This is a genomic window from Anabaena sp. CA = ATCC 33047 (assembly GCF_963870205.1).
Classification (GTDB): domain Bacteria; phylum Cyanobacteriota; class Cyanobacteriia; order Cyanobacteriales; family Nostocaceae; genus Trichormus.
In genome coordinates, this window is record NZ_CAWMSA010000032.1 from 7,010 (window position 1) to 25,326 (window position 18,317).

The 18,317-nt window shown below is 42.7% G+C and carries 14 protein-coding genes and 1 pseudogene; 9 read left to right on the plus strand and 6 right to left on the minus strand.

What is annotated here, in order from left to right; translation table 11 throughout:
• The 5 genes and pseudogenes from AACS98_RS06915 to AACS98_RS06935 all read left to right on the plus strand — a co-directional run.
• Positions 1–223, plus strand: a pseudogene (locus AACS98_RS06915) (photosystem II D2 protein (photosystem q(a) protein)); the annotation flags it as partial.
• Positions 207–1,595 carry a photosystem II reaction center protein CP43 gene (gene psbC / locus AACS98_RS06920; protein WP_066377652.1) on the plus strand — a complete coding sequence of 463 codons (1,389 nt, stop codon included), beginning with the start codon at positions 207–209 and terminating at the stop codon, positions 1,593–1,595. The pseudogene AACS98_RS06915 and the gene psbC, both read left to right, overlap by 17 nt.
• Before the next feature lie 280 nt (positions 1,596–1,875).
• Positions 1,876–2,637, plus strand: coding sequence for a sporulation protein (locus AACS98_RS06925; RefSeq protein ID WP_066377653.1), 762 nt, complete (start codon positions 1,876–1,878; stop codon positions 2,635–2,637).
• 64 nt (positions 2,638–2,701) lie between these two features.
• Positions 2,702–2,887 carry a PCP reductase family protein gene (locus tag AACS98_RS06930; RefSeq protein ID WP_066377654.1) on the plus strand — a complete coding sequence of 62 codons (186 nt, stop codon included), beginning with the start codon at positions 2,702–2,704 and terminating at the stop codon, positions 2,885–2,887.
• The gene (locus AACS98_RS06935; RefSeq protein WP_157087494.1) at positions 2,877–3,017 is read left to right on the plus strand and encodes a hypothetical protein; all 141 of its coding nucleotides are present in this window, start codon (positions 2,877–2,879) and stop codon (positions 3,015–3,017) included. The genes AACS98_RS06930 and AACS98_RS06935 overlap by 11 nt, the downstream gene beginning before the upstream one ends.
• Here AACS98_RS06935 and AACS98_RS06940 read toward each other — a convergent pair.
• Both AACS98_RS06940 and AACS98_RS06945 read right to left on the minus strand, forming a co-directional pair.
• On the minus strand, positions 2,997–3,299 hold the full coding sequence (locus AACS98_RS06940) for a CU044_2847 family protein (protein ID WP_066377656.1): 303 nt from the start codon (positions 3,297–3,299) through the stop codon (positions 2,997–2,999). The genes AACS98_RS06935 and AACS98_RS06940 overlap by 21 nt on opposite strands.
• Positions 3,300–3,407: 108 nt before the next feature.
• Positions 3,408–4,244 (minus strand): SWIM zinc finger family protein, encoded by an 837-nt coding sequence (locus tag AACS98_RS06945; RefSeq protein WP_066377657.1) that lies wholly within the window; start codon positions 4,242–4,244, stop codon positions 3,408–3,410.
• 308 nt (positions 4,245–4,552) lie between these two features.
• Between AACS98_RS06945 and AACS98_RS06950 the strand changes: the two genes are divergently transcribed.
• The gene (locus AACS98_RS06950) at positions 4,553–5,209 is read left to right on the plus strand and encodes a PEP-CTERM sorting domain-containing protein (protein ID WP_066377658.1); all 657 of its coding nucleotides are present in this window, start codon (positions 4,553–4,555) and stop codon (positions 5,207–5,209) included.
• 313 nt (positions 5,210–5,522) lie between these two features.
• On the opposite strand, the gene AACS98_RS06955 is transcribed toward AACS98_RS06950, so the two are convergent.
• On the minus strand, positions 5,523–10,142 hold the full coding sequence (locus AACS98_RS06955; protein WP_066377660.1) for an SNF2-related protein: 4,620 nt from the start codon (positions 10,140–10,142) through the stop codon (positions 5,523–5,525).
• 607 nt (positions 10,143–10,749) lie between these two features.
• Between AACS98_RS06955 and AACS98_RS06960 the strand changes: the two genes are divergently transcribed.
• Positions 10,750–12,906 carry a polyribonucleotide nucleotidyltransferase gene (locus tag AACS98_RS06960; RefSeq protein ID WP_066377662.1) on the plus strand — a complete coding sequence of 719 codons (2,157 nt, stop codon included), beginning with the start codon at positions 10,750–10,752 and terminating at the stop codon, positions 12,904–12,906.
• A gap of 444 nt (positions 12,907–13,350) precedes the next feature.
• A complete protein-coding gene (locus AACS98_RS06965; protein WP_066377663.1) occupies positions 13,351–13,614 on the plus strand; it encodes a DUF3146 family protein in 264 nt (87 codons plus the stop codon).
• Positions 13,615–13,622: 8 nt separating this feature from the next.
• Here AACS98_RS06965 and AACS98_RS06970 read toward each other — a convergent pair whose 3' ends face one another.
• On the minus strand, positions 13,623–14,084 hold the full coding sequence (locus AACS98_RS06970; protein WP_066377665.1) for a Fur family transcriptional regulator: 462 nt from the start codon (positions 14,082–14,084) through the stop codon (positions 13,623–13,625).
• A gap of 488 nt (positions 14,085–14,572) precedes the next feature.
• Here AACS98_RS06970 and AACS98_RS06975 point away from each other — a divergent pair, with 488 nt between their 5' ends.
• The gene (locus AACS98_RS06975; RefSeq protein WP_066377666.1) at positions 14,573–14,920 is read left to right on the plus strand and encodes a hypothetical protein; all 348 of its coding nucleotides are present in this window, start codon (positions 14,573–14,575) and stop codon (positions 14,918–14,920) included.
• Positions 14,921–14,959: 39 nt separating this feature from the next.
• Here the strand turns inward: AACS98_RS06975 and AACS98_RS06980 are convergent, their stop codons facing one another.
• Positions 14,960–15,463 carry an FHA domain-containing protein gene (locus tag AACS98_RS06980; RefSeq protein WP_066377668.1) on the minus strand — a complete coding sequence of 168 codons (504 nt, stop codon included), beginning with the start codon at positions 15,461–15,463 and terminating at the stop codon, positions 14,960–14,962.
• A gap of 163 nt (positions 15,464–15,626) precedes the next feature.
• A complete protein-coding gene (locus AACS98_RS06985; RefSeq protein WP_066377669.1) occupies positions 15,627–18,044 on the minus strand; it encodes a heavy metal translocating P-type ATPase in 2,418 nt (805 codons plus the stop codon).
• Positions 18,045–18,317: the final 273 nt, after the last annotated feature.

Here is an 18,317-nt window from a genome sequence, read left to right on the forward strand (position 1 = left end):
ATGGATGGCGGCTGTGGGTATCGTCGGTATCGCACTCAACTTGCGGGCTTATGACTTCGTATCCCAAGAGTTGCGGGCGGCTGAAGACCCAGAATTTGAAACCTTCTATACCAAAAACATTTTGTTGAACGAGGGTATCCGCGCTTGGATGGCTCCTCAAGACCAACCCCACGAAAAATTTGTATTCCCCGAAGAGGTACTACCCCGTGGTAACGCTCTCTAATAGAACTGCTGTAATGGGCGGCGGACGCGACCAAGAATCCACCGGTTTTGCTTGGTGGTCTGGTAATGCTCGCCTGATCAACTTATCTGGTAAACTGCTGGGCGCACACGTTGCTCACGCTGGTTTGATTGTCTTCTGGGCTGGAGCGATGACCTTGTTTGAAGTCGCTCACTTCATTCCAGAAAAACCAATGTACGAGCAGGGCTTAATCCTGCTACCTCACATCGCCACTTTAGGCTGGGGTGTTGGTGCAGGTGGTGAAGTTATCGACACCTTCCCTTACTTCGTAGTTGGTGTACTTCACCTAATTTCTTCCGCAGTCTTGGGCTTTGGTGGTATTTATCACGCTGTTCGTGGCCCAGAAACCTTAGAAGAGTATTCCTCTTTCTTTGGTTATGACTGGAAAGACAAAAACAAGATGACCAACATCATCGGGTTCCACCTGATTATCTTGGGTTGTGGTGCATTGCTGTTAGTGCTGAAGGCAATGTTCTTCGGTGGCATCTACGACACCTGGGCCCCTGGTGGTGGTGATGTTCGTGTGATTACCAATCCCACATTGAACCCTGCTGTTATCTTCGGTTATCTAATCAAAGCTCCTTTTGGTGGCGAAGGCTGGATTATCAGCGTAGATAACCTGGAAGATGTCATCGGCGGTCACATCTGGATTGCTTTAATTTGTATCTCTGGCGGTATCTGGCACATCTTCACCAAACCTTTTGGTTGGGCGCGTCGTGCTTTCATCTGGTCTGGTGAGGCTTACCTCTCCTACAGCTTGGGCGCACTCTCCCTGATGGGCTTTATCGCTTCCGTCATGGTTTGGTACAACAACACCGTTTACCCCAGCGAATTCTTCGGCCCCACTGGCCCTGAAGCTTCTCAAGCTCAAGCTTTAACCTTCTTGATTCGTGACCAACGCTTAGGTGCTAACGTTGGTTCTGCTCAAGGCCCCACAGGTCTAGGTAAATACTTGATGCGCTCTCCTACCGGTGAAATCATCTTCGGTGGTGAAACCATGCGTTTCTGGGATTTCCGTGGCCCTTGGTTAGAGCCTCTACGTGGCCCCAACGGTCTTGATCTAGAAAAAATCAAGAACGATATTCAGCCCTGGCAAGCTCGTCGCGCTGCTGAATACATGACTCACGCTCCTCTGGGTTCTTTGAACTCTGTAGGTGGTGTGGCTACCGAAATTAACTCCTTCAACTACGTATCTCCTCGTGCGTGGTTGGCTACTTCTCACTTCGTCTTAGGTTTCTTCTTCCTCGTAGGTCACTTGTGGCACGCAGGCCGCGCCCGCGCTGCTGCCGGTGGTTTCGAGAAAGGTATTGACCGTGAGAATGAACCAGCAATGTCTATGCCTGAACTTGACTAGGTTCTCAAGTTTATTTCATCACTGACAATCTAACGCTTTTGCGGCTCTTGTTCTGACACAAGAGCCTTTTTTTACACGGAAATGGGAATGTAGATGTTCAAAACCCTTACACTCTCCCAAAGCAAAGAGTCTTGTTGTTTAAGTCCTGTATTTAAGATTTATCAGAACTTTGATGAATTCGGGCTAGACTGGCATAAACTCTGAAGCATCAGCTGATAGTTACTACATGAAGCAAAAGTCAGACTAACTGTTATTTAACCTAATTACTGATTGAGAAACTATGTTTAAAAATCTGTTAGCGAGTGTAGGCATTGGTGCAGCTAAAGTAGATACACGTCTTTTCAACAATTCTGTGATTCCTGGTGAGGTGTTAGAGGGCGAAGTCTATATTCTTGGTGGTGATGTTGCCCAGAATATTGATGATATCTACTTAAAACTCGCTACTGAGTATGAACGGGAAGTAGATGACTCAACAGTGACAGAAGAATGTGTTTTGGTTAATTATCGATTATCAGAGCGTTTTACTATCCAGCCAAACGAGGAAGTAATGATTCCTTTTTCACTGGACTTACCTTATGAAATGCCGTTGACTTTCGGAAAAACTCCAGTATATATACGCACAGGATTAGATATCAAATCAGCAATTAACCCTAGAGACAGAGACTATCTGGAAGTACGCCCTCACCCATTGATGCAGAGGGTTTTACAAGCATTGGAAAACTTAGGTTTTCAATTAAATGAAGTTGATTGTGAGTACACTCACCATTTTGGTGGCACTTATCCATTTGTACAAGAGTTAGAGTTTCGTCCTACAGGTAATTACCGCAACCACTTAGATGAATTGGAAGTGATCTTCTTTTTCAAACCAGATGAGCTAGAAGTGTTGTTGGAAATCGATAAACGCGCCCGTGGTTGGAAGGGTTGGATGGAAGAAGCTTTTGATTTGGATGAGCGATATATGCGCTTGGTTGTGACACCTTCGGATCTAGAGCAAGATTTGGAAGTGATGATTGATCAAATGATTCAAAGTCATTTAGATTAATCAAAGCTGGCAGCTTGACACAGCCACAGCAGCTAAAAAACTTTGATAAAAGGGTTTAAGTGATATGAGTGAATCAAATTTTACGGATGCTTTACGCTGGACATCGGAAGCTAAGACAAAGTTAAAAAATATTCCCTTTTTTGCCCGTTCTCAAGCTCAAGCGCGCATTGAGCAATTAGCGCGTCAAGCAGAAAAAGATATTGTTACAGCCGATTTAGTTGAGCAAGCTAGACTGGAGTTTGGACAGTAAAATCTGGGATAAATTTGACCGAATGTATCGAAATAGCGATCGCTCAATTTCTGGCAGACAGTGTAATGGTCTACAATATCAACTACACTGCTCTGCTACAGGCGATCGCTCAGTGATTCACCCACTCTAAAGTAATCTCGAAATTCGCTGTAGAACCATCTTTGACTATTAACGGGATGAGTTTACCCGATTCAATCGCAATTCCTATGCCAAATTTCACATTGGCTTTATCGGGTTTTACTTTTTGTAATGCTTGGGCAATGTCTTTTGTTATAGATTCAATAGCAGTAGTAATTTGACAAAAATCCTGCGATTGAATAATGCCTTTGCGCTCGCCAATTGGTGTAGCTTCTACTTTAATACTTGTACCATCAGCAAGTTCTAGTGAAATAATTCTGGTTTGAATTTCCATGTTGGTTCGACGGCATTATTTTGTTTAATAACATTCAAGCATCAAACCTTAACACAAATACACCTCATTATCTCAAGTTATGAATATTTATTGATAATTTTGACTGAATTAGCTACCTCCTACATTCATTGCTGCTAACATCGCCTTTTGACTGACTTCTTTATACAGAGTCTGTAAATAACTCATGACTACATCGCTGGATGTAATATTTATTACATTTTCTTCTGTTTTACTTAAAGGAATTGACCCTAATACGTCTAATATTGTCTCACTCATTGATGGCGCAATCACTACCAAAGAAGACTCTAGCGGCTCATGATATTGCCAGGAAGCATCAAGTTTCACACTGTATTGGGTGGGGGAAACTGCCTGTTGTCTATCCGGCGTGACATCTGTAGTAACTTCTAATTTCTCACCTCGTAATCGACGTAAATCGGTGATAATTTGCTCTTTAGTACGTCCCCGCAATTGAAATAATACAAAAGGGTCTTCACTGAATCTGTCGCCTAATTGATAGTAAACTGCTCCAATATGTTTACAAGGGTTGGCTTTATCAGGACAAGAACATTTACTGTGAACATCACCTAAAGTAAACGGAAACAAAGACAGCCCATTTGCTGTGAATACTTCTTCAATATTTTGGGGCATTTCTCCCGCTAATAATTTGGCAGGAAAAACCGCTTTTTTAGACATGGTTTCAATTACATATCCCCACTCTTCATCAGTAAAAGAGTCAAGGGAAAGAGATACTGTATAAGGTTCTACTTCGCTACCTTGGACTTTTGCTAATACTTTCGCGCCTTTAAATTCAATGCTTAAAACATTTCCTTGACGCGCGTAATTTCTGGCTCGTTCTAACCGCTTTTTAAAGCGATAGGAATCGAGTAATTCTAGCCATCTTTGTGACCACCATTCTCGGCTTGCTTGTAATGTTGTATTTGTCATAATCAATTATTCTTGGCGATAAAGTTGGTTTTATGGGGACTGCCTTCTAGAGATCGGATGCCTCCAAAACAGTGTTTATTTTAATATAGTCAAATAATATTCACAAAATCTTGATAAAACTCAAGACTAAAATAAGTATTCTTTCTGTTGCCAACCCTGATAGCGTCTAAGCTTTAGGAGCATATCTAAAGGAATTTGTTAAGTAACATAACATAAAGTTTTGACAAAATATAATTAGATACGTTGAAGCGTCAGATTATTTTGTATAACAATGTACAACACTGATCTACTAATTGAGGATAAGTTCAATGGGATCGTTGGGTTGGAAAAATATTTTACTCATGAGTGGTGCAGGAGCAACATTTTTGTTGTCCGCTAGCCCATCTCAAGCCGCAGTTATCAATCTTTATGATTTGACGGGGTGGGAAACAATTGGCAACGCTAGTAGCTCTGGTGGGCAAGTTTCACTCTCTAGTTCTGGAGGAGTGAGCCGTTTTAGCATAGAACAATTCCTAGAATTACCAAATCAAGCCTTGAATAGTCTTAACAGTTCGCCTACTAATGGTTCTGCTCTTAAAACCACTATTACAGTGAATGCTGGGGATGTTTTGGAGTTTGATTGGCGATTCTCTACAAATGATTACTTACCATATAACGACTTCTCTTTTTATTCCATTGGCTCCTTAGTTACAAAACTGGCTGATGTAGCTCTGGTTGGTAATTATGGCAATACTACATCTAAAACTTCTTACACCTTTGACCAAGATGGAAAATACACATTAGGTTTTGGGGTTGTCAATTCCCGTGATACAGCCGTCAATTCCACACTAACCGTAAATAATGTTCTTGAATCTGTGAAGCCTGTCCCTGAACCTTTTACTATCTTAGCTTCATTGACAACTGCTGGGCTTGGTGTAGCTTTGCGCCGTAAACAAAAGCAAGCCGCAAACAAAAGCATCGTCTAACCAGATTTTAGCTACTTCCAAGTAATATTTTACAATACAATGCCCAGCCGTCGCTTTTCACCAGAGGGCAACAGCACCTACATCATTGGGTGTAGCAAAATATATAGCATTTTCTAGTCTAATGAGGTACAAATTTATCTGCGTACCCTGCGGGTTCGCGTAGCGTCTCTGTTCGCGGAGCGTCCCGTAGGGAAAGAGAAGCAAGCTATATCTGCGTCCATCTGCGTTTAATTCTGACTGTACCTCAATTGAATGAGAATGGCTATATTGAATACGACTGGGCATTTTATTTTTGGATTCTTCTTCAAATAATTTATGATTCTGTCTCTTCTTCAATGATGGTACTGCGGTCTAATATTAGTAAGTTGCGGAGTTGGTCTGTGTCTAGTTCTGTTAACCATTCTTCGCCAGCACCTACTACTTGTTCTGCTAGTTGTTTTTTACTTTCTATCATGTCGTGGATTTTCTCTTCTAATGTCCCGGTGCAAACAAATTTATGTACTTGGACGTTCCGGGTTTGACCAATGCGAAATACTCGGTCTGTGGCTTGATTTTCTACTGCTGGATTCCACCATCTATCAAAGTGGAAAACATGATTGGCTCTGGTTAAATTTAAGCCGACACCACCAGCTTTTAGTGATAAAATCATGATTGGTGGCCCTTGGGGGTCGTGTTGAAAACGGTCTATCATTTCTTCACGTTGCTTTTTGGTGGTGCTACCATATAAAAAGAATATTCCGCGTCCGAGTTGTTTTTCTAGGTGGGGTTTGAGCAGTTTACCCCATTCGGCAAATTGGGTGAAGATTAAGGCGCGATCGCCTGATTCTAATGCTACTTCTAACATCTCTTCTAGCCGTTGCAATTTGGCTGAATTATGTTGCGCTAAGTTCGATTCTTTTAAATACTGGGACGGATGATTACAGATTTGTTTTAGCTTAATTAATAAACCTAAAATCATCCCCCGACGTTGCAATCCTTCCGCCGATTCAATCTCTGCTAAAGATGCTTCTACTACTTGTTGATATAGTGTAGCTTGTTCGGCAGTTAACCCGCAAAATACCGTCATTTCTTGCTTCTCTGGCAAGTCTTGAATAATATCCCTGTCTGTTTTCAGGCGACGCAAAATAAAAGGTTGCACTAAAGCACGTAATTGATTTAAAGACGCTGCATCACCATACTTTTCAATTGGCATCGCAAACCGCCGTTGAAAGAATTGCCGATTTCCCAAATAACCGGGATTGAGAAAATCTATAATAGACCACAATTCCTGTAGTCTATTTTCTACTGGTGTACCCGTTAACGCAATACGAAATGTAGTTTCTAATTGTCTAATTGCTTGTGACTGTTTTGCTTCGGGATTTTTCACATTTTGGGCTTCATCCAACACAATTATTTGCCAATCAACTGTTTGTAATAATTTAATATCACGATGAATTAATGAGTAACTGGTAATAAGTAAATCATGTTTTTTGACTGCTTCTTGAAACGCCTTACCTTTAGGGCGTTTATCACCGTGATACTGCATCACTTTCAGGCTGGGGGCAAATCTTTTAACTTCTCGTTCCCAGTTACCTAACACTGAAGTCGGACAAACTAATAAAGTTGGTTTTTCTAAAACATCCTGTTCTTTCAGGTGTAGCAGGAAAGCAATAAATTGCACAGTATTGTGACAGATAATATTATTAGCCACAAAATTGTGATGTTTGCTTACCTCAAAATCATAAACCCATCCTTCATAATCAATATCTTCTATACTCTTAATTTTACAATAAAATACTTGTTGTTCCAGTAGATGCTGTAAATCATGTTTTGTTAAAATCAAAGTTTCTACATCTAATTTTTCATAAGCTGCCAGGGTTGTTGTAGTCCATTTAGATGGTTTCAGTTGTTGATATTGTCGTTGAGATTCGCCGCTAATAATTCGTTCAATCTCAACTATAACTCTCTGTAAACTGTCTCTAGAGAATTGCTGCGAACCATTAATATAAACATTATTGTGCATTCCCAAATTTCGCAGAGGTAAACCTGTGTTTTTGATGGTTTGAGCTACAATATCACTCGCCGGAATACCTTCTACATTAGTGTTACCAACTCTTTCGCAAATTTCTAATAATTTTCTCTGTTTTTCTGGAACACCAAAACCTATTTCTTGCAAAAATCTGCGGGCAGAATTACCCCCAATTACACCGATATAATAGGTACGAAAAATCTGCTTACCGTTGCTAGCACGCTTTTGTTTTGGTGTAATACGTAACCAAATACTAAATCGCCGTAAAAGTGTAGATAGCTGCTCAATTAATAATGCTGATGCGGTGGCAATTTCAATACTCCGCATACTGGAAACCACAGCAGACTCAGCATCAAAATAGTGGCGCAAAAATAGCCGCACACTATTTAAATCTGCTTGCATAATCAAGGGGGGAATCGATTTTTCTGCTGACAATTTACCCCAAACATAGCCTTGATTTTCTAGAAATCGGCGATAAGCTTGGCTATTAATTCGCAGATAAGCTGCTTTATTGGGTGTACTAATAATAGTGGGATGATTAATTTTAAGATGGTAGCGATCGCCTAATTTTTGAAACGTCTCCAGCAAATCTTCTAAGACTGTAGCATCTTTTTGCGTTATGCTCAAAGCCCCAGTATTTCCCAGTTCATGACCTGCTGCAATTTGCCAAGCCAGGAATTTCACTAAATCAGGGTCTTGTGGTTTTCCATTCCACACCATTTTAGCAGGTACACAAACATAATCACCCACCTGTAATTTATTTGTCCAACCTTGATTAGTTAGCAATTTATGACGATGAGTAATAGTCACACTACTACCGTCTTCGAGTGTAATTCTGCTTAATTTTTCCCGAACTTGTTGCCGATATAAATGTCTGATTGGAGCTTGGACAATTTCCCCTGTCTCTTGATTGATAGAATTAACTAATAACTCTTGAGTTGGTGCTGTCCAAAATCCTTCCCCATCAAATCTTGTGTCTCCTGCATAAGTTTTCCAAATTGACTCGGCTGTGTGTAAAATGCCATTGATCGGGATTAATGTATCAGGTGATACGCATTTTCCCAGTCCCATATCGTCGGCGAGACACGCACCTAAACCCCAACGTTCGAGAAAAGCTAACCAAGCTGCACCTCTTTCTTGATAAGGTCGTAATTGTCCATGAAAGTTTTTCGGTGTGGGTAAAGGTGCAACAGCGCGATTATTTGTTAACGCACCAATTAATTCTTGTAATGCGCCGGATGCTTCAAAGCTGACGACTGGTAATTTTTCAATTACTTGAGTATCCCCGGTACTCAAACGTAAAGCATCTTCCAACGATAAAGACATTTGTTGTTTCCGGGAAGCAAAAAAGTTTTGGGCTGTTTTGATATCTTGGGGACGCAATTCTACCCACTCGCCGTTAATTTCTACCAATGGGCTATTTAAAGCTACCAACCTATCAAATTCGGCTTGAGAAATAGTCTGCCCACCAATAGCTAATTCCCATTGAAAATTGAGCAAACTTTGCAAACCCAAACGCCCCTGTTTTTTCTGGGAAGTTGCGGCAGAAATTTTTAAACCTAAACGGTTCGCCCAGCCTTCACGGTTTGCTAAACTGGGGGGTAAAATCACACCCAAACCGCTATCTTCAAACCGCCAAGCTACAGATTTGATAAATTCATAGGCTTGGATAGGGGTGAGGCGACAAAATTGGGGAGATGCAGTTTCTAAACTCGGTGCTAACACCGGGTACAATCGAGAAGCTAAACCCAAACCCCGTAAAAATGTTTCTTGTGGTTGGTTAATGGTGCGATTTTGATCAACTAATTGTTCAACTGGATTTTGCCAAATTGTCGCCGCATCTACTAAAAATTCCGGGTTATCAGCTGCTTGCAGAAAATATGCTAATGTCCAATCAGTTTCTTGAGATTCAGGGGTAGGTGAAAGTAACTGAAAACAAGTACGAAATTGGCTTTTGCTACTCAATTGATATTGTAGCGGCATCGTCCAGGCTTTCAGCGCGGCTTCTAGTCTTTCTACACCAATCACATCTGCATTTACAGCACCAGATGCACCAGTCAACCCTTGCAACCACTGACGCACCGCTAATGGTAAAGATGCCATTACCCTGGGTTCAAGGATTGTTTGATTTCCCATCATTTCCCGCACTTGGGCATCAATTACACTATTGAGAAATGATAAAATTAATTCTTGCGGTTTAAGCGGAAAATCTACATACATTGGTGACTGAATACATTCTCCCCCAGTCCCTTGATAAGTCCGACAAACCAATGGCATCTTCGCCGCAAACTTTTCTAAGCGAGTGCTATCTACAGCACTGTCTAGTAAAACTTGCCATTTAGCATCAAAAGTACCGTTTGCTTGCCGTTGGATAATTGGTAAAAACTTAGAACGAGCGATTAAATCTAAACTCCAACGAGCAATTTGTAACCAGAAGCTTAAATCTCCACCTAAAAAAGTATTTTCACCATTGACAATATTTAGAGGTAAATTAGTCAGAAATTTAATTGTGGTGATTGGATTGAGACAAAAACCTTCAACTCGCCAAGGCAGCAAATATTTTTCAGGATTTTTTTCAGATTCTACCGCCGCAGAATGCACTGGTGAAATTGATAATTGACTTGATTTTTTTTCTGTGAATATATGAGTTGGTAGAGCAAATGTTGGGGAATTAATTGGTAAATTTATTTCTGTGGCTTTGGCTGCTTTCGATGATGTCTTTTTTTCAGACTGAGGTAGCAAGCTAGCGATTGTCTGATGCTCTGTAAACAACCACTCGCTTAACTCAGTTGAATTCATCGAGAATGGATTTAGATAAATTTCATTGTTTCCCCAATTAATTCGTGATGCTCGCCAAGTTTCGCCCCAAATAAATAAACAACTATTTTGCTCTTTTAATAACCAACTACCGTGTAAAATTGCCATTTTTAAATTACTGAGACTACGATAAAATTATTAGATTTGTTTGAGTAATTTTTCTTATATTTTGAAGTTAATAATGCTAGCCTAGCATAATATCTACTGATTATATTAAACTAATTAATGATAAAATTTAGGATTTATACAATTCTTAAACAGGGGATACATGAGAGCATCCCTTAATAAGTAGCTCAACTTAAAAAAACGTAATACCCAGATCCCCGACTTCTTCAAGAAGTCGGGGATCTATCCCATGATCATTTTATCTTTAATTATGTTGACCTACTTAATAGGAAAATATCAGTACAAGACGAAATTTGGGCAGGAATGTCAAATATATCCGCAAAAGCAACGGCGCAAGCTAGCAGAAGTGACAGCTTACCAGAGAGGATGCGTAGAACAAGCGTGCTAGACTGCGGGGGTTTGATATCATAGTAGAGATTCTACAGGTGGCACAACTAGCTGACAGACTTCCTTTGAAGACGCTGAGTATCTATTGTGCTTGGTGTTGAGAAACTTGTTGATGTTTGTATGCAAGAGCAGTCAGCCAGAAGGCATAAATGTTAGGATTGCCACAGAGAGAGAATAGAGAAAGAGAAGGAAAAAAAGCTGAATGGCAGAAGTTGATAAGTCAATATCCTTCGATGGTAGGGATATTAGACTGAAGGTTGGCCTGTTAGCACCCCAAGCTGGTGGGTCTGTGTTGATAGAATCAGGGGATACAGCTGTTTTGGTAACAGCGACAAGATCAGCAGCCAGAGAGGGCATTGATTTTCTTCCCCTGACAGTAGATTATGAAGAAAGACTGTATGCAGCCGGGAGAATACCTGGTGGAATTATGCGCCGGGAAGGTCGTCCACCAGAAAAAGCAATTCTGACCAGCCGTTTGATTGACCGTCCCTTGCGTCCTTTGTTCCCTTCATGGCTGCGGGATGATTTACAAGTTGTGGCGTTCACTCTGTCAATGGACGAGTTAGTACCACCGGACGTATTGGCGGTGACTGGTGCTTCAATAGCAACTCTAATTGCTAAAATTCCGTTTAACGGGCCGATGGCAGCAGTCAGGGTAGGCTTAGTAGGAGATGATTTTATTATCAATCCTACTTATGCGGAAATTGAAGCCGGAGACTTGGATTTGGTAGTAGCTGGTTCCCCAGATGGTGTGATCATGGTGGAAGCTGGCGCAAACCAATTACCAGAGCGAGATATTATTGAAGCGATTGATTTCGGCTACGAAGCTGTGCGCGATTTAATTAAGGCACAGCAAGATTTAATTGCAGAACTAGGTCTAGAAATTGTCAAGGAAGCACCACCAGAAGTAGACCAAACTCTGGAAAATTATATTCGCGATCGCGCCAGTGATGAGATTAAGAAAATCTTGGCTCAATTTGATTTAGACAAAAACGCACGCGATACTGCGTTAGATGTTGTTAAAGAAAATATTGCCACAGCGATCGCCGAACTCCCAGAAGATGACCCGATTCGCGTTGCTGCTAGTACAGATAGCAAAGCTTTGGGTAACACTTTTAAAGACATTACTAAACACTTCATGCGCCGTCAAATCATTGAAGATAACGTGCGTGTTGATGGTCGTAAACTTGATGAAGTCCGTCCTGTGTCTTGTCAGGTTGGTGTCTTACCCAAGCGTGTCCACGGTAGCGGTTTATTTAACCGGGGACTAACCCAGGTATTATCCGCTTGTACCCTGGGGACTCCTGGAGATGCTCAAAACCTCAATGATGATTTGCAAACAGATCAATCTAAACGCTACCTGCATCACTACAACTTCCCACCCTTCTCAGTCGGAGAAACCAAGCCACTCCGCGCCCCTGGTAGACGGGAAATCGGTCACGGAGCCTTAGCAGAACGAGCGATTTTACCTGTACTACCACCCAAGGAACAATTCCCCTACGTGATTCGCGTAGTCTCGGAAGTGCTATCTTCCAACGGTTCCACCTCGATGGGTTCGGTGTGCGGTTCCACCCTGGCTTTAATGGATGCTGGTGTACCCATGATCAAACCCGTGAGTGGTGCAGCTATGGGTTTGATTAAAGAAGGCGACGAAGTGCGAGTCCTCACAGATATTCAAGGTATTGAAGACTTCTTGGGCGACATGGATTTTAAAGTTGCCGGGACAGATACAGGGATCACTGCCTTACAAATGGATATGAAAATCTCTGGTTTGTCTTTGGAAGTGATAGCCCAAGCCATCCACCAAGCCAAAGCAGCCAGATTGCACATTTTAGACAAAATGTTGCAAACCATTGACACACCACGCCCTGAAACCTCACCCTATGCTCCTCGTCTGTTGACTATCAAGATTGATCCAGAAATGATTGGTCTAGTCATCGGCCCTGGTGGTAAAACAATTAAGGGCATCACCGAAGAAACGGGAGCCAAAATTGACATCGAAGATGATGGCACGGTAACAATTTCTGCGGTTGATGAAACTAAGGCTAAACGGGCGCGTAATATTGTCCAAGGTATGACACGCAAACTAAATGAAGGCGATGTCTATGCTGGGCGCGTGACTCGGATTATCCCCATTGGTGCTTTTGTAGAATTTCTTCCAGGTAAGGAAGGAATGATTCACATTTCCCAACTAGCTGACTACCGTGTGGGCAAGGTTGAGGATGAGGTAGCCGTGGGTGATGAAGTCATTGTCAAAGTACGCGAAATTGACAATAAGGGACGGATTAATCTCACACGTTTGGGTATTCACCCAGATCAGGCAGCTGCGGCGCGGGAAGCTGCGGCAGTAAATCGTTAATTCGATTTGGATTTTAGATAAAATCTAAAATCCGCGATGCCTTTTAGGTAGGCATCGCCGACCAATTTTTTACTGATAACTGAATAGCAGCCGGACGACTAAAGTCGCGGCTATCGGAACATAGACGCGCTTTGCGCGGCTTCCCAAAGGGTAGCCTGCCTACGCAGGCTCAATGCAGTGAAGAAGCCGGACGACTTCAGTCGTTAGGCTTAATTTAATTTCGGTCTTTAGTATCATTAATTACGTTTGTAACTAACAACCGCAGAAACACCCAAGCAGATGAAATAGGGGATTATTAGCGAAAACAGTATTATTATTAACGCTGTTACCAGTATTTTCAGCAAAAATACTCACTTACTTGATTTGTCGATCGCGGCGAAGTTTGGTAAATAAAAGAAAGAGCCTACATAGTTAGGTTTTGTTACCCACTTAACACCAAGCATTGTGAGTGCTAAACGTTTGCCAGAAACTACTGCCTATGTTAAAATTACCCGCCAATCCTGGCAACAAGGCTTTCTAGAAGGCGAAGTCAGTGCAGGGGATTTTCAGTGGCATTTTCAATGGAACTTTCGCCAAGGAGAACTTTCTGTTAAGCCATCTCAAGGCCGTGCGCTAATTAAAGAACCCTTGGGGCGTTTTTTGGAACAGCAAGATTATCAGCTAGAACCAGGCGGTGACTATGCTTTTACGATTCGAGCGCAATTATAGTTATTGATCTAGCTGGCTTGTTGCTGATTTGTCTGGGGATCACGATAACCATAGAAGTTGATACTGTAATCAGTAATTTTCACACCTGTTTTTTCTTCCACTTCTCGGATGAATTCTTCTGGTAGTTGGATATGAACGTCCAGAATTTGATTAGTATCGAGACAGTTCACATGACTGTGAGAATCACTGATATTGCCGTATAAACGCCCATCACAGCGTTCAATACACTCAATGATCCCCTGACTAGATAATGCTTCTAGGTTTTGATATACAGATGTATGACCGATGTCTTTACCTTGTTGGTTGAGGCGATCGTAAATCTCCCTGGCACAAAGGTGTTCATTGGCTTGCCATAACAGTTCTAGAATAAAACGGCGTTGGCGGCTAACGCGCATACCAAGTTGTTGACACCGCTCCAGTGCATCTGTTAAAGAACGAATGGGTTTTGTTGATCCTGCCTGTTTTTGCATATTGAAGTCTGTTTACTATGGGGGAAGTTTTCCCAGTTTGATTTTTGTTGCTGCTTTGTATATGCAAGGAGATTACATACTACTATTACATCTGTGCAACCTTGAGTGTTGCTTTTGATTGCTGCGGAAATCAAAGTTTGAGCAGATGTGTTTTCTTGTTGTTTGACGTTTGCTTTGCCACCCTTTCATCTAAAACAAACTCATTACAACTTTAGCTTAAAATTGCTGTAAATGTCCACCGTTCTCTCAGTTCGACCTAGTGCTGTCTGTGTCTAGTCGGCTGGGGTTGTGGAGGAATTTTCGATAAAAAGGATGTTAATGGCGCGATCGCCCAAAAAGAGGCGCATATTTGTGTCAAAGTCCTGGGATTTTGAAACTCTCCTCAGCTAGTGCTATCAATGTTTTTGTTTAAGGAATCTATCACGAGTTACCGTTTAGCTGCTTAGGTATTATAGGATGGACGGAGTGTTGCAAGGGGTGGGGCTACTATGGCTCGCTATACCTGTTCATTTACTATTTCTATTCACGTTGATCATCTCCAGCCATTAGTGCTAGACCTTCTACAGGACTGTAATTTGGAAATACAATACTATACACCGGATTACATTCTGGCTCGTGAGATTCCTGGAAATGTTCCTTTTTCTAAAATGGTGAAAGTGGAAGTGCTGATTGATAAATCAACGGCTACTGCGACAGAAAGCCGGATGAGTATTGTAATTAAGAATGAAGAATTACCACTGCAAGTTTATAATCACTGCCGACAAATGTTTGATTATATTCGGCAGGCGATTGAAGAGAGTCGCCATTGGCATTTAATTGAAAGTCTGGCTGGTTGACATACTCACCGACGTTCTACGTCGGTGATTTTTGACAGTTCACAACTCTTCGATATCCTGATTCATGCCAGGATTAATCAGCGTAATATCATACTCACTGGCATCTGTTTGTCCAGAACGCTGAGAGTTTTTCAATATATAATAAATAGCACGAACTTTAGGGCCGAAAACGATTTCATCTTCGTTTTTTAAATCGTGGGCTGGCATTTTGCGGCCGTTAATCATGAAACCATTGGCACTAGGTTTTCCTTGTCCATCACCATCAACAATCCGGTAATAATAGCTATTCCCGTGAGGATATCGTGGCAATCTTACCAAGGTAGCATGGCGACGGGAAACGAATTGAGATATTAAACGAATATTACACTCACGACCTCTGCCGATAGAGTAAACAGAGTGTTCTAAAGTGAGTTCTTGACGACCTTGATCGTCTTCAATAATTAATAGATGACTTTCATCAGTTGCTGGTGCCATTGATAAATCGTTACCACAATCGTTGAAATTTTGATTAATCCCAATGTGTTGAATATTGTTGCCTGCCATTATCGCCCACTTTCATACCCTTCGGGAAGGCTTGCGCCAACGGTTGTGGTACGATAAGTTCATGGGCAGGGCGTTGTCCATTGGGTTAGGTGAAGTAAGACGGGCTGTGCCTGCAATCGCTGTTTGACCCCAGAATCCCCGCAATTGAATTGCGGGGAGTGCGTCAACCACGATGGGCTAACCTACGCAATAACACTGAGTTTGTCACCACACTAACGGAACTAAAAGCCATTAAGGCAGCAGCACCGGCAGGACTGAGGACAAAACCGAAGTTGGGTAATAAAACACCAGCAGCTAGAGGAATACCAACGGTGTTATAGGCAAAAGCCCAGAACAAATTCTGACGAATTTTGTTAAAGGTGGCTCGACTGAGTTGAATTGCCTCCACAACATCACTCAGGCGATCGCGCATGAGGACGATTTGAGCGGTTTCCATTGCTACATCTGTGCCTGAGTGTAAAGCAATGCCAACATCGGCTTGCGATAAAGCGGGAGCATCATTGATGCCATCCCCCACCATTGCCACGGGATGGGCATCTTGGGCTTGAAGTTCTTGAATGACAAGGGCTTTTTTGCTGGGGGGAACACCTGCCATCACATCAGCACTATCTATGCTTAATGATTGCGCTATGGCACTGACAGCTTCTAGGCGATCGCCACTGAGTAGGATGACTCGCAAACCCATCTGGCGCAACTTTTCTACTGTATCATAGGCATCTGTTCTCAGAGTATCTTGCACACCAATCAGTCCGGCTAAAGTACCTGCAACTGCCACACCCACAACGGTTTTACCTTCTGTTGCTAGCTTGTGCGCTGCCTGTTGTGCTGTGTCATCAAGGGCGATTCCATGCCCAGTCAACCATTCCCAGTTTCCCAAAAGTACAGTTTGACCTGCAACCACAGCCGATACACCCAAACCTGGCTCAGTGTGGAAGTCTACCGCCTCTGGAATAGATAACTGTAAACGCTGCGCTTCTCGCTGAATCGCTTTGGCTAAGGGGTGATAAGTTCCGCTTTCCACAGCAGCAGCTAATTGAATCAAGGTGTGCTGATTTTCCCCAGTTCCCAATCCTGCCATCACCACACAATCAGTCACTTTGGGATTACCTGTGGTGAGTGTGCCGGTTTTATCGAAGACAATTGTTTTTAGCTGATGTACCTTTTCTAAAACGTCGCCACCTTTAATTAATAAACCCCGTTCTGCACCCATACCAGTACCCACAAGAATCGCTGTAGGTGTAGCCAATCCTAACGCGCAAGGACAAGCGACAACCATGACGGCGATCGCTAATTTTAAACTAATTAGTAGTGGGGAGTGGTGAATCGGGACTTGGGAATGGGGGATACTATGGGCGGCATGATTCATCATTGCCACACCATCTGAGAGGGTGGCATCAGGCCAGATGTGAGTGCCGACGAAGTACCAAAAGGTAAATGTCAATACAGATGCAGTCAAGACACCGTAGGTAAAATAACCCGCTACGATGTCAGCTAATTTTTGGACTGGGGCTTTGCGAGTTTGGGCAGCTTCTACTAAGGCGACAATGTGCGCCAAGGTGGTGTCGCTACCTGTACGGGTGGCTTGAATGGCGATCGCACCTGACTGATTGATAGTACCTGCTGCCACTGTATCGCTTGTTTGTTTAATGACTGGCACCGCTTCCCCAGTCAACATCGACTCATCTACCGTTGTTTGCCCAAAGCGTACCTCACCATCAACAGGGATTTTATCTCCCGGTAGCACCTGCACCCATTCCCCAACTCGTACCTGTTCTGCGGGAATTTCTATACTATTTGTTCCCAGCCCCATCTTTTCTAAATCTGGGTTAGGAATCAATCGCGCTACTTGTGGTTGGAGTGCCAGCAATTGCCGAAATGCCGCCGCCGCCCTGCCTCTGGCTTGTTGTTCTAATGTCCTACCCAACAAAATAAAACCCAGCATCATCACTGGTTCATCAAAGAAGCACTCCCAACCGAGTTGGGGAAACAGTAGTGCTATGACGCTGGCTGTGTAGGCGGTAACAGTTCCCAATCCCACTAAGGTATTCATGTTAGGGGCATTGCGTCGCCAACCCAGCCAACCATCTACTAAAATTGGTCTACCAGGAATTAATAATGCTACCGTTGCCAGTCCAAAGTGAAACCAGATATTGGTTAATGAGGATAAAATCGGACTGCCAAAATCACCCAAATGTCCCATCCCAGAAAATAACAACAGCACCGCAGCAATGATTAATTGCCGCCATGCTGTACGCATTTTTTGTTGCTGTTTTTCTGTGGGATCTGTGAGTGAAGAATTACCTACTACTTGATTGTTAGCTTGGCGCAGTTGACTAGGAAATCCAGATGCTGTTAATTTCTGGGCTAATGCTTCTGGGTCTACAGTCCCATTCTCTAATTCTACCACGGCTACCTCTGTAGCCAGATTCACACAGGCACTCTTTACACCTGGATATTGGGTTAGCTGTCGCTCTACAGCACTGACACAGCCAGCACACTTCATACCCCCAACATCCAGCAGAATTTTATCTCTAGTCGGGGTTGTTTCTGGTTCAAGCTGAGTTTTCGGGACAAGTTGCATGGCAAGTGTTTTAGATTCGCTACGAAAATGATGACGTTTGATAAAAAGCGTCTCTTATTTGAGCGTAGGCGAAATCTGAAGCAAAGATTGTACGTCAGGAGATTAATTTTCAACAGAGGGATTGGGGACTGGGGATTGGGGATTGGGGACTGGGGATTGGGGACTGGGAAATAAGAGGAATTGGAGCAGGGAGCAGGGAGAAATGGGGAAAGTATTCTCCCCCTTGCCCCCTGCCCCCTTGCCTCCCCTACTTCCTCATCTTCCCCTACACCC